The sequence below is a fragment of the Streptomyces rectiverticillatus genome (assembly GCF_013394065.1).
Taxonomy (GTDB): domain Bacteria; phylum Actinomycetota; class Actinomycetes; order Streptomycetales; family Streptomycetaceae; genus Streptomyces; species Streptomyces rectiverticillatus.
On sequence record NZ_CP040752.1, the window covers coordinates 6,269,622 to 6,283,105 of the forward strand.

The 13,484-nt window shown below is 75.1% G+C and carries 6 protein-coding genes; 3 read left to right on the forward strand and 3 right to left on the reverse strand.

Annotation, left to right across the window (positions count from 1 at the left end; genetic code table 11):
• Positions 1 to 63: 63 nt before the first annotated feature.
• Genes FGW37_RS27240 through FGW37_RS27250 form a run of 3 tightly spaced genes read left to right on the forward strand, consistent with a single transcriptional unit; the run spans position 64 to position 8,955 of the window.
• Positions 64 to 7,311, forward strand: coding sequence for an amino acid adenylation domain-containing protein (locus FGW37_RS27240; protein WP_179083466.1), 7,248 nt, complete (start codon positions 64 to 66; stop codon positions 7,309 to 7,311).
• 4 nt (positions 7,312 to 7,315) lie between these two features.
• Positions 7,316 to 7,519, forward strand: coding sequence for an MbtH family protein (locus FGW37_RS27245; protein WP_179083467.1), 204 nt, complete (start codon positions 7,316 to 7,318; stop codon positions 7,517 to 7,519).
• 5 nt (positions 7,520 to 7,524) lie between these two features.
• Entirely contained in the window at positions 7,525 to 8,955 is a 1,431-nt protein-coding gene (locus tag FGW37_RS27250) for a DHA2 family efflux MFS transporter permease subunit (RefSeq protein WP_179083468.1), read from the forward strand.
• A gap of 118 nt (positions 8,956 to 9,073) precedes the next feature.
• Here the strand turns inward: FGW37_RS27250 and fes are convergent, their stop codons facing one another.
• The 3 genes from fes to FGW37_RS27265 form a co-directional block, all read right to left on the reverse strand.
• Positions 9,074 to 10,306 carry an enterochelin esterase gene (fes, locus tag FGW37_RS27255; protein ID WP_179083469.1) on the reverse strand — a complete coding sequence of 411 codons (1,233 nt, stop codon included), beginning with the start codon at positions 10,304 to 10,306 and terminating at the stop codon, positions 9,074 to 9,076.
• A gap of 155 nt (positions 10,307 to 10,461) precedes the next feature.
• Positions 10,462 to 12,657 (reverse strand): Fe(3+)-hydroxamate ABC transporter permease FhuB, encoded by a 2,196-nt coding sequence (gene fhuB, locus FGW37_RS27260; RefSeq protein WP_425506598.1) that lies wholly within the window; start codon positions 12,655 to 12,657, stop codon positions 10,462 to 10,464.
• Positions 12,658 to 12,671: 14 nt separating this feature from the next.
• Positions 12,672 to 13,280, reverse strand: a complete 609-nt coding sequence (locus FGW37_RS27265) for a histidine phosphatase family protein (RefSeq protein WP_179083470.1) — start codon at positions 13,278 to 13,280, stop codon at positions 12,672 to 12,674.
• Between the last annotated feature and the right edge of the window lie 204 nt (positions 13,281 to 13,484).

A 13,484-nucleotide genomic window follows, 5' to 3' on the forward strand; every position in this document is an offset into this window, starting at 1 on the left:
GCTGACATACCGGGGGGTACCGGTGTGGCCAGATCGCTGTCATACAACGGGAGTCCCCACACCATGCGTCACCACGAGGCCGAGACTTCTCCTGTCGCGCTGCCGCTGCTCGCGGCCCAGGCCGGAATCCTGTACGCGCAGGAACTCGCCCCTGACAACCCCGTCTACAACACGGGTGACTGCGTGGAGATCCGGGGCCCCCTGGACGAGGAGCTCTTCGCCCGGGCCCTGCACCGCGCCGCCGGCGAGGCGGAGACCCTCTCCCTGCTCGCCGTGCCGGCCGACCCCGCCGACGCCGACGCCGTCCCCGCCCAGCGCCTCGTCACCGGGCAGGAGCCGGCGCTCCACCGCATCGACCTGCGCACCGCAGGCGACCCCTGGGCCGAGGCCGAGTCCTGGATGCGCGCCGACCTCGACCGCCCGGTCGACCTCACCCGCGGCCCCCTGGTCACCCAGGCGCTCTTCCGCATCGACGACGAACTGCACTGGTGGTACCAGCGCGTCCACCACTTCGCCGTCGACGCCTACGCCCTGACCCTCATCGGCCGCCGCGTCGCCGAGGTCTACACCGCCCTCGCCGCCGGCGAGGAGCCCCCCGTCGCGGACTTCGCCCCCCTGCGTGAACTCACCGACGAGGAAGCCGCCTACCGCGCGAGCGCCCAGCACGCCACCGACCGCGACCACTGGTGCGCCCACCTCGGCGACCGGCCCGAGCCCGCCACCCTCTCCGCCCGCCCCTTCGCTCCCGCGACGACGGTCCTGCGCCGCACCGCCGTCCTTCCCGCAGGCACCCGCATCCGCCTGGAGAAGGCGGCGGCCGCCGCCAAGGGGAGCACCTGGGCCGAGCTCGTCATGGCCGCCACCGCCGGCTACGTGCACCGCATATCCGGCGCCCAGGACGTCCTCCTGGGCCTGCCGCTGAAGAACCGGCGCAGCCGCGCCGCCCTGCGCACCCCCGCCATGACCGTCAACGTCATGCCGCTGCGCCTCGCCGTCCGGCCCCGGGACACCGGCGCCGAACTGGTGCGCCGCGTCGTCCTCGCCGTGCGCGCCGCCGGCCGGCACCAGCGCTACCGCCTGGAGGACCTGCGCCGCGACCTCGGGCTCACCGGCAGCGACCGGCCGCTCTTCGGCCCCATGGTCAACATCAAGCCGTTCGAGGACGGCGGCCTGGACTTCGCGGGCCTGCCCGGCACCGTCCGCAACCTCGCCGCCGGACCCGTCGACGACCTCGCCGTCACCGTCACCCCCGGCCCCGGCGGCTCCCTCGTCCTCGGCCTCGACGCCAACCCCGGCCGCTACACCGCCGAGGAGCTCGCCGCCCACGAGCGGGCCTTCCTGCACTATCTCGACGCGCTGACCGGGCTCCTCCTGGAGGACCCGGACCGGCCCGTGGGCACCCTGGACCTGCTCGACGCCGACGAGATCCACCGGGCCACCGCCGGCCGCACCGAGCCGCCCGCCGAGCACACCCTGCCCGAGCTCTTCAGCGCGCAGGCCGCCCGCACCCCCGGCGCCACGGCCGTCCGCAGCGGCGGCGAGACCCTCACCTTCGCCGAGCTGGATGCCGCCGCCAACCGCCTGGCCCACGAGCTGACCGCCGCGGGCGTCACGGCGGAGACCCCCGTCGCCCTGGCCCTGCCCCGCAGCGCCTCGACCGTCGTCGCTCTGCTCGCCGTCCTCAAGGCGGGCGGCGTCTGCCAGCCCCTCGACCTCGGGCACCCGGCCCAGCGCATCACCGCCGTCCTCGACGACGCCCGGCCCGGCTGCCTCGTCGGCACCGCCGACGCCGTGCGCGCACTGCCCCCGCACGGCATCCCCACCCTCCTCCTGGACGACCCGGAGACCCGCGCCCGCATCGACGCCCGCCCGGCGACCGCACCCGCCGCGCCCACGCTCCGTCAGGCCGCGTACATCATCCACACCTCCGGCTCCACCGGCCGCCCCAAGGGCGTCGTCGTCACCCACGCCTCGCTGGCCAACCTGCACGCCGGGCACGGCAGCGACCACATCGCCCCCGCCGTGGCCCGCACCGGCCGCGACCGCCTGCGCATCGGCCACAGCGCCTCCTTCGCCTTCGACGCCTCCTGGGACCCGCTGATCTGGCTGGTCCACGGCCACGAGCTGCACCTGCTGGACGACGCCGGCTACCGCGACCCCGCCGCCCTCGCCGGCTACGTCCACGACGAGCGCCTCGACTACCTCGACGTCACCCCCTCCTACGCCGAAGCCCTCCTCGCCGAAGGGCTGCTGGACGAGGGCCGGCACCACCCGGCCGTCGTCGTCGTGGGCGGCGAGACCGTGCCCGAGCCGCTGTGGCGGCGCCTGGCCGGCACCGAGGGCCTGGGCCCCGTCAACCTCTACGGGCCCACCGAGACGACCGTCGACGCCTACTACTGGCTGGCCGGCGAGGACGGCATCCCCCAGGGCAGACCCGTGCGCGGCTCCCGCGCCTACGTCCTCGACTCCTCCCTGCGCCCCGCGCCCGACGGCGTCACCGGCGAGCTGTACATCGCCGGGGCCTGCCTGGCCCGCGGCTACCTCGGCCGCCCCGACCTCACCGCCGAGCGCTTCACCGCCGACCCCTTCGGCGCCCTGCACGGCGAGCCCGGCGCCGCCATGTACCGCACCGGCGACCTGGTGCGCCGCCGCCCCGGCGGCACCCTCGAATTCCTCGGCCGCGCCGACGACCAGGTCAAGATCCGCGGCTTCCGCATCGAACTCGGCGAGATCCAGGCCGCGCTGGCCGCCCACCCCGCGGTCTCCCAGGCCGCGGTGATCGCCCGCGACACCGCCCACGGCAAGCGCCTCCTCGGCTACGCCGTCCCCGCCGAGGGCACCGGCCCGGCCGCCCTCGACACCGAAGCCCTGCGCGCCCACCTCGCCGGACAGCTGCCCGCCCATATGGTGCCCGCCGCGATCCTCGCCCTGGACGCCCTGCCCCGCACCGCCAACGACAAGCTCGACCACCGCGCCCTGCCCGACCCCGAGCCCACCGCCGGCCCGGCCGCCCGCGAACCCCGCACCCCGCAGGAGGCCGCGCTCTGCAGCCTCTTCCAGGACGTCCTCGGCCTGGACGCCCCGCCGTCACCCGACGCCGACTTCTTCGCCCTGGGCGGTCACTCCCTGCTCGCCGGCCGTATCGCCGCCCGCATCCGCGAGAGCGCGGGCGAGGGCTTCGGCCTCGCCGACGTCTTCCGCAACCCCACCCCCGCCGCCCTCGCCGCCCTCCTGGGCAGCGCCCCCGGCGGCCCGGCCGACGAGCGGCCCGCCCTCGTGGCCGTGCCGCGCACGGAGCGGATGCCGCTCTCCCCGGCCCAGAAGCGGCTGTGGTTCATGCACCGGCTCGAAGGCCCCAGCCCCACGTACAACATCCCCCTGCTCCTCACCCTCACCGGCCCCGTCGACCAGGACGCACTCCGCCTCGCCCTCCGGGACCTCACCGAGCGTCACGAAACACTCCGGACCGTATACCCGGCCACTGACAACGAGCCCTACCAGCGGATCCTGACGCCGGACCAGGCCCGCCCCGAGCTGCACCTCGCCCCCGCGGCGGCCGACCTCACCGAAGCCGTCCGGCACTGCTTCGACCTCGCCGCCGAACCCCCGCTGCGCGTCACCCTCTTCACCGGGGGCTCCGGGGGTCGTCCCCCGGGTGAGCACAGCACCGACGCCGGCGGGACGGAGCACACCCTGCTCCTCCTCCTGCACCACATCGCCGGCGACGGCGCCTCCACCACGCCCCTCGCCCGCGACCTCGCCGCCGCCTACACCGCACGCGCCGCGGGCCGCGCCCCCGCACTCGCGCCCCTGCCCGTCCAGTACGCCGACCACAGCGCCTGGCAGCAGCAGCTCCTCGGCACGGCCGACGCCCCCACCGCGCTCGCCGCCCGCCAGATGGAGCACTGGAAGCAGGCCCTCGCCGGCCTGCCCGACCAGCTCGAACTCCCCACCGACCGGCCGCGCCCGGCCGTCGCCTCCTACGCCGGCGACACCGTGCCCTTCCACCTCGGCGCGGACGCGCACGCCGCCGTCGAGACGCTCGCCCGCACCACCGGCACCAGCGTCTTCATGGTCGTCCAGGCCGCCCTCGCGGCCCTGCTGACCCGCTACGGCTGCGGCACCGACATCCCCCTCGGCACGCCCGTGGCGGGCCGCGACGACGACGCGACCGCAGGCCTCGTCGGCTTCTTCGTCAACACCCTCGTCCTGCGCGCGGACACCTCCGGCGACCCCGCCTTCCGCACGCTGCTCGAGCGCGTCCGCACCGCCACGCTCGGCGCGTACGAGCACGGCGACCTGCCCTTCGACCGGCTCGTCGAGGAGCTCAACCCGCCGCGCTCGCTGGCCCGGCACCCCCTGTTCCAGGTGATGCTCGCCTGGCAGTCCCTGCCCGACGCGACGTTCGCCATGGGCCCGGGCCTGACCGCCGCGATGACCGCCACGCCGTCCGGCACCGCCAAGTTCGACCTCACCCTGAACGCGGGGGAGCAGCCCGGCGGCGGCATCGCCGGCTTCCTGGAGTTCCGCACCGACCTCTTCGACCGCGCCACCGCCGAGCGCCTCTCGGCCCATCTGACCCGCCTGCTGGCCGCTGCCGCCGCCGACCCAGACACCCCCGTCGGCCGGCTGCCGATGCTCGGCGACGACGAGCGCCACCGCCTGCTCGTCGAGTGGAACACCGGCACCCCGGCGCCCGCGCCCTCGAAGCAGACCCTCGTGGAGCTCTACGAGGACGCCGCCCGCCGCCACCCCGGCCGCACCGCCGTCACGTGCGACGGCGCGTCGCTCGACTACGCCGAGCTGTCGGCCCGCGCCAACCGCCTCGCCCGGCTGCTCGCCGCGCGCGGCATCGGCCCCGGCTCCATCGTCGCGCTCGCCCTGCCGCGCTCCCTGGAGCTGGTCACCGGCCTGCTGGCCGTCGCCAAGGCCGGCGCCGCCTACCTCCCGATGGACCCCGACTACCCGGCCGACCGCCTGGCGTACATGCTCCAGGACGCCGCGCCCGCCGCCGTCGTCACCGACACCGCCACGGCGGCCCGCATCCCCGCGCACGACCTGCCCGTCGTCCTCGTCGACGGCGCCGAGGCCGAGGCGTACGAGGCCGCGGACCTCGCCCCGGAGGAGCGCGTCCGGCCCGTGCGCCCGGACGACGTCGCCTACGTCATCTACACCTCAGGCTCCACCGGCCGCCCCAAGGGCGTCCCCGTCACCCACCACAACGTCGTCCGGCTCTTCACGGCCACCGACCAGTGGTTCAGCTTCGACCACACCGACGTCTGGACGCTCTTCCACTCCTACGCCTTCGACTTCTCCGTGTGGGAGATGTGGGGTGCCCTGCTGCACGGCGGCCGCCTCGTCGTCGTGCCCCACCTCGTCAGCCGCGACCCGGCCGCCTTCCTGCGCCTGCTCGCCGCCGAGTCCGTCACCGTCCTCAACCAGACGCCCTCGGCCTTCTACCAGCTGATGGCCGCCGACAAGGAGAACCCCGGCAGCGATCTGGCCCTGCGCTACGTCGTCTTCGGCGGCGAAGCGCTCGAACTCGCCCGCCTGGCCGACTGGTACGACAGGCACGCCGAGGACGCGCCCACGCTCGTCAACATGTACGGCATCACCGAGACGACCGTGCACGTGTCGTACATCGCCCTCGACCGGGAGAAGGCCGCGGCCGGCGCCTCCAGCACCATCGGCGTCAACATCCCCGACCTGCGCGTCTACGTCCTCGACCCGTACCTGCAGCCCGTGCCGCCCGGTGTCACCGGCGAGATGTACGTCGCCGGCGAAGGCCTGGCCCGCGGCTACCTCGGCCGGCACGCCCTCACGGCGGAACGTTTCGTCGCCGACCCCTACGCCGCCCTCTTCGGCGAGAGCGGCACCCGCATGTACCGCTCCGGCGACCTCGCCCGCCGCCGCCCCGACGGCAACCTCGACTACTTCGGCCGCGCCGACCACCAGGTCAAGATCCGCGGCTTCCGCATCGAGCTCGGCGAGATCGAGGGCGTCCTCGCCGATCACCCCGACGTCGCCGACGCGGCCGTCGTCGTCCGCGAGGACACCCCCGGCGACAAGCGCCTCGTCGCCTACGCCGTCCCGGCCCGCGAGGTCACCCCGGCCGCGCTGCGCGAGCACGCCGGCGGCGAACTGCCCGTCCACATGGTGCCCTCGGCCGTCGTCCTCCTCGACCGGCTGCCGCTGACCGCCAACGGCAAGCTCGACCGCAAGGCCCTCCCGGCCCCCGACCTCGCCTCCGCCGTCACCGAGGGCCGCGCCCCCCGCGGGCCCCGCGAGGAACAGCTGTGCGCGATCTTCGCCGACGTCCTGGGCCTGCCCCGGGTCGGCGTCGACGACAACTTCTTCGACCTCGGCGGCCACTCGCTGCTCGCCGTGCGCCTCGCCGGACGCGTCAAGGACGCCCTCGGCACCGACGTCGGCATCGGCACCATCTTCCAGGCGCCGACCGTCGCCGCCCTGGACGCCGCACTCGACGCCTCGGAGCGGACCGACGCGCTGGACGTCCTGCTGCCGCTGCGCCCGGCCTCGCCCGGCGACAAGGCCCCGCTGTACTGCGTCCACCCCGCCGGCGGCCTCAGCTGGTGCTACGCGGGCCTGATCCGCCACCTGCCCGCCGACGTGCCGATCTACGGCATGCAGGCCCAGGGCGTCGGCCCGGCCACCGCGGCGCAGCCGCTGCCGCAGACCTTGGAGGAGCTCGCAGCGCACTACGTCGACCGGCTCCGCGAGGTCCAGCCGAAGGGCCCCTACCGGCTGCTCGGCTGGTCCACCGGCGGCATCATCGCCCAGGCCTTGGCCACCCGCCTGCAGGACCTGGGCCAGGAGGTCGAGCTGCTGGCCATCCTCGACGCCTACCCCGCCGAGGGCTTCCGCGAGCTGCCCGTGCCCGACCAGGCCGAGGCGCTCGAAGCGCTCCTCGCCATGGGCGGCTACGGCCCGGACAGCCTGGAGGGCAAGCCCTTCGAACTCGCCCACGTCACCGACGTGCTGCGCCGCGAGGGCTCCCCGCTGGCCAGCCTCGACGACGCCACCATCGAGGCCCTCAACCGCACCTACCTCAACACCAACCACCTGGTGCGTGCCTTCGACCACCGGGTGTACGAGGGCGACGTGCTCTTCTTCCGGGCCACCGTCGACACCATCGACGACGAGCTCACCCCCGAGACCTGGACCCCGTACGTGACCGGGCGCATCGACAACACGGACGTCGCCTGCTCGCACAAGGACATGACCCTGCCCGAACCGATCGCGCACATCGCTGGCGTGATCGCCGACCGTCTGCAGAACCTGGAGAACTGACCCCATGAGCGACGCACCCGCCAACCCCTTCGACGGCGAAGGCCCGTTCCTCGTCCTCGTGAACGCCGAGGGCCGGCACAGCCTCTGGCCGGGTTTCGCCGCCGTGCCGGACGGCTGGACGACCGTCCACGGCCCCTGCGAGCGGCAGCAGGCCGTGGACTGGATCACCGAGAACTGGACCGACCTGGCCCCGGCGGCCCAGGGGTGAAGGGCATGAACCCGCGCATCGCCGTCGTGATCGTGTACACGGCGGCGATGTGCATGAACGGCCTCGACTCCACCATCGTCAACCCGGCGCTGCTCACCATCGCCCGGGACTTCGGCGAACCGGTCTCCGCCGCCAACACCGTCGAGGTCGCCTTCCTGGTGGCGCTCGCCGTCGCCCTGCCGGTCGCCGGCTGGCTCGGCGACCGCTTCGGCACCAAGAAGGTCTTCCTCGGCTCGCTGGCCGTCTTCACGGCGGCCTCGGCGGTCTGCGGCCTGGCCCAGGACCTGCCGACCCTGGTCCTCGCCCGCGTCGTGCAGGGCATCGCGGGCGGTCTGCTCACCCCGGTCGGCATGACGCTGCTCTTCCGCGCCTTCCCGCCGCACGAGCGGATGAAGCTGTCGAAGGTCCTCATCGTGCCGACCGCCCTGATGCCGGCCCTCGGGCCGCCGCTGGGCGGCTTCCTGACCGAGCACTTCTCCTGGCACTGGCTGTTCTTCGTCAACGTGCCGATCGGCGCGGCGGCGGTGCTGCTGGGCGTGGTGGGGCTGCGCGAGGAGAAGGAGAAGGAGGAGGCGGCGGACGCGGAGGGCGGTGCCGCCCCGTTCGACGTCCCCGGTTTCCTGCTGGCCACCCCCGCGCTCGGCCTGCTCACGTACGCGCTGGGCTTCGGCCCTTCGCACGGCTGGACCTCGCCGTCCGTCGCCGTGGCCGGCCCGCTCGGGCTCGTCCTGCTCGTGGCCGGGTGTGTCCACCTGCTCCGGGCGAAGAACCCGCTGCTGGAGCTGCGGCTGCTCGCCGACAAGGTGTTCGCCTCGGCCACGGTGCTCGCCCTGGTCACCTCGGCCGGGCTGATGGGCGTCCTCTTCGCGTTCCCGCTGCTCTACCAGGCGGCGCTCGGGGCCTCGGCCCTGGACGCGGGCCTGAGCGTCTTCCCCGAGGCGCTCGGCCTGATGCTGGCCTCGCAGGTCGCCGACCGGCTGATGCCGAAGCTGGGCCCGCGGCTGCTCGCCGTGCCCGCCCTGGTCCTGGCCACGGCGGTGTTCGCCGCGCTGGCCGTGCCGGGCGTCGCGGAGAACGCCTGGGCGGTGCGGGCGCTGATGTTCTGCGTCGGCCTCGTGCTCGGCACGGCCGTGCTGACGGTCCAGATCGCCGGGTTCGCGGACGTCCCGCCCCCGGCCATGGGCCAGGCGATGGGCCTGTTCACCATCGTGCGCACCCTCGGCGGCGCGCTGGGCATCGCCGCGACCGCGGCCGTGATGACCGCCGCGGGCGGCGGACACGAGCAGGCCGCGGACCCCGGTCCGTACCGGACGGCGATCCTCGTCACGGCCGGACTGGTCGCGCTCGGGATGCTGTTCGCGCTGCGGATGCCCCGGCACGCCCCCGCCCCGCCGCCGTTCGACGACGAGCCGCAGGAACAGGCCGTGGCGGCCTGACGGAGCGCCACGGAGCCACGGACAAGGCCGCGGGCCGGGACCGACGTACGGCAAGTACGTCGGTCCCGGCCCGCGGCGTGCCGAGGCCCTGCGGTCGGCGGCCCCGGCCGGGCGGTCGTCAGCCCCGGTCGCCCAGCAGGGAGGCCAGCCCTCGGGCGAGCCCGCCCCGCCAGCAGGCGTAGTCGTGCCCCCCGTTGAACTCGCCGTAGGCGACGTCGTAGCCCCGGGCCTCCAGTACGTTGCGCAGGTGGCGGTTCTGCGGGAGGAGCATCCACTCCTGCAGGCCCACCTCCACGCGGAAGCGGACGGGCAGCTTCTCGCTCACCGCGAACTGCCGGGTCAGCCACTCGCTGCCGCCGTCGAACTCCGTCCCGTCCGGCCACCAGAAGGAGCCGGACTGGGAGAGGGCGTTGCCGAACCGCTCCGGCCGCCGGAACGCCGCGAACGCGGCCGTCAGCCCGCCCGCGCTCTGCCCCGCCACGACCGTGCGCGCCGGGTCGTCCGTGGCCCCGTGGGCCTGCCCGGCCCACGGCAGCAGGACGTCCGCCAGCCAGTCCACGAAGGCCTCGCTGCAGCTGAGGTCCTCCATGCGGCGGGCGCGGCCCATGGTGTCCACCATCAGCGTGACCGCCGGCGGGAGGCTCCCGTCCGCGTACAGGTTGTCCAGGGTCGTGCCGAAGTCCAGGACCGGCCCCCACATCTCGCCGTCCAGCAGCACGACGACGGGGTACGGGCCGCCGTCCGCCCGGTGCCCGGCGGGCAGGTGGACGTGGACGCGCCGCCCGTCGACCACGGCGTCGGCCCGCTCGCCGCGCGCCGTCCCGGGGCGCGGGGCGGCCCACTCCTGGCCGGGCGCGTCCGGCAGCTCCATCACGGACGAGGGGTTGCGCCCGTCGCGCGAGGGCAGCGGCGGGAGCGCGCTGTGCGGGTCGGGCACGGCCGTGTCCAGGACGCGCAGCCACGCCTTGCGGTCCGCGCGCAGCGTCTCCTCGCGCGGGCCGTCGGCCACGAAGAACTGGTACGAGGCCCGGTGGTCGCCCCGCAGCCGGTGGCTGATCGCCCACACGTCCGTGCCCTCCACCTTCTCCATGAGGTGCGGCGCGAGGTCCCCCGCGTGCCGGTCCTTGTCGGTGACGGTGTGCAGGAGGGCGAGCACGTCGGAGGCGGGCCGGGCGGGCTCGTCACGCCAGAGGAAGGTGACGAGCCGCCAGGCGGGGTCGCCTTCGGGGTCGGGCTCGACGAGTGGCGTTCCGGTGGTCGCGGCGTGCCGCCAGAAGGTGGCGAGGGCGTCGGGTATGCGGTGCCGCACGGCGTTGGCGAGCTCGCGGAGGGCAGGACTCTGCTGTTCCATGGGCTTCCTTGTCTAGGCAGGAGATCCAAGGCGGAGGCCGGACATATATGTGAGCCTGTCCGGCGATTGAGGACGACGCGCGTCAGCGCGGATCGGGGGCCCGGGGGCTTGCCCCCGGTTCGGGAAGGGGCGGGTGGGGGAAAACCCGGCAGGGCCTACACCCGAGTCGCCGCAGACCGCCCGAGCAGCACCCACAGCAGGAACGGCCCACCCAGCACCGTCGTCACGATCCCCACCGGAATCTCCGCCCCGTCCAGCGCCACCCGCCCCACTGTGTCCGCAAGGACGACAAGCGCCGCACCCACGAGCATCGACCCCAGCACAGGCACCCGCAGCGGCCCCGCCAGCCGCCCCGCGATGACGGGCGAGGCGAGCGCCACGAAGCCGACCGGCCCGCAGATGCCGACCGCGAGGCCGGCGAGCCCGACCGCGAGCAGCATGCACACCAGCCGCACCCGGCCCGGTGCGACACCGAGTGAGGCCGCGGTGGAGTCGTCGAACCGCAGCACGTTGAGGTGGCGGGCGACGACCAGGGCGAGCGGCACCAGGACGGCCAGGCCGATGAGGACGGGCACGGCCACGGAGTAGCTGCGGCCGTTGAGGCTGCCGGACGTCCACACGTACAGCGAGCTGGCCGAGTTCAGGGAGCGGCGGGAGAGGACGACCTGGGTGATCGCCGAGGCGAGCGCCGACATGGCGAGGCCCACGACGAGGACGCGGTAGCCGCGCTGGCCCAGGCCGCCGGAGACGGCGGTGACGACGAGCACGGCGGCGAGCGCGCCGAGCGGGCCCGCCCACCACGCGCCGAACGTGCCGCTGAGGGTGGCGGAGAGCAGGACGGCGGCGGTGGCGCCGTCGTTGACGCCCAGCAGCTCGGGCGTGGCGAGCCGGTTGCGGGCGAGGGTCTGCGTGAGGCAGCCGGCGAGGCCGAGGGCCGCGCCCGCGGCCAGCCCGGCCACGATCCGGCCGAGCCGGAACTTCTGCACGAGCAGGACGTCGAACCGGTCGCCCGACCCGAAGACGGCGTTGAACGTACGGCTCAGGCTCATCTCGCTCTGCCCGGCGTACGCGGAGAGGACGACCGCGCCGACGAGCAGGGCGGCGAGGGCGAAGGCCGCGACGGCGGCCCGGCGCGGCACGAGCAGGGACAGGGAGCCGCTGCGGACGACGAGGGTGTCGGCACCGCCGTCCTCTCCCTTGCGGGGACGAGGCAGCCTGGCTGCGACACCGCGCCCGCCCTTCGGGCTCTCCTCCGCGGCGGGGTCGGTCATGCCCATCGAGGCCATCCGCCGGGAGCGGACGATGGCGATGAGAACGGGGGCGCCGAAGAGGGCGATGATCACGGAGACGGGCGCCTCGAACGGCCGGGAGACCACGCGGGCGAGGACGTCGGAGCCGGTGAGCACGCCCGCGCCGATGAGGCCGGCGAGCACGATCTGGGCGGTGAGGCGCGGCCCGGTGACGGCCCGTGCGAGGAACCCGGCGAGCAGGCCGAGGAAGGAGACGGGCCCGACGAGCGCCACGGACGCCGCGGTGAGCAGGGTGACGGCCACGGCCACGACGACGCGGATGACGCCGGGCCGGTGGCCCAGCCCCTTGGCGAGGTCGTCGCCGAGCGCGAGCGCGGACAGCGGGCGGGCGATCAGCAGCGCAACGACGAATCCGGCGGCGAGGACGGGCACCAGGCTGCCGAGCTTCGTGAAGCCCTCGACGCCCGCGAGCGAGCCCAGGACCCAGAAGCGGAAGCGGTCGTAGGTCTCGGCGGAGTTGACGATGAGCACGCTGGTGATGCCGCCGAAGGTGGCTCCGAGCGCGGAGCCGGCGAGCACCAGCCGCATCGGGGAACCGCCGCCGCGGCGGCTCGCGATGAGCAGCACCAGCGCACTGGCCAGGACGGCGCCGCCGAAGGCCCACAGGAGGTAGCCGTAGCCGCTGCTCACGCCGAGGAAGGCGATGCCGACGACGACACCGAGCGAGGCACCGGCGTTCACACCGAGCAGGCCGGTCTCGGCCAGGGGGTTGCGGGTGACGGCCTGCAGCAGGCAGCCCGCGGTGCCGAGCGCGGCGCCGACGGCCAGTGCGGTGAGCGTCCGGGGCAGGCGCAGGTCGCCGACGACCAGCGAGAGCCGGGAGCTGTCGCGGGCCCCGTTCCGCCCGAGGACGTAGTCCAGCACGTCCCCGGCCCCGACCTCGCCCGCCCCGACGGACAGGGAGAGGGCGGACAGCACGAGGACCCCCACCACGAGGAGGGCCGAGGCGGTCAGGACGGCCCGGTTGCCGTGCATACGCCCCACCGGGGCCTGTTGGCCGGCGGGCTGCACCTCCGGGGGGCCCACTTGCGACACAGTCATAAGGTAAGGCTAGCCTAAGGAGTTTGTGTTTCCGCAGGCGAGGCGGCGTCCGTCGTCCCCTGCGCCAGCGGAACGCCGCAGCGCAGGTTCCACCGGCCCTCGCGCCCCGACAGTTGCGTCACCGACAGGGGCGGCACGTCGAGGCGCCAGAACGTCTGCGGCGGCAGGGCCAGGGCGTGGACCAGCGCGGCGCGGACCACCGCCGCAGTGGTGACGGCCAGCACCCTGCCGTCCTCCAGGCCGTCGAGCCACGTCCCGGCCCGGGCGACGACCTCCCGCACCGACTCGCCGCCGTGCGGCGCCGCACCCGGGTCCGTCAGCCAGGCGGCCAGGGCCCGGGGTTCGTCCGTGCCGACCTCGGCGAGCGGGCGGCCGCGCCAGCGGCCCGGGTCGAGGTCGCGCAGCGCCGGCTCGGGACGGGCCGCGGCCAGGCCGAGGGCCGAGGCGGTCTCGGTGCAGCGGGCCGACGGCGCGGTCAGCACCCGCCCGGCGGCCGGCAGCGAACCGGCCGCCGCCCTCGTACGGCGCAGCCCCGCCGCGCCGAGCGGCCCGTCGTCGCCGAACCGGGCCTCGTGCGCAGGGGTGTCGGCGGCGGGTGAGATCAGCATCACACGGACGGTCACGGTGGTCCTCGTCCCCCTCTGTCAACGGGTGGCGTCTGCCGCGAATCAGCAGATCACGGGCGCCGCCGGAGCCACGCGCCGGGGTGAGCACCCGTACGCCGTAGCGCAGGTCACCCGCGCGCGGTACGGTCGCGTGGCAATGACGACGGTGTGACGGAAGCCCGGTGAGATCCCGGCACGGTCGCGCCACTGTGTACCCGGCGG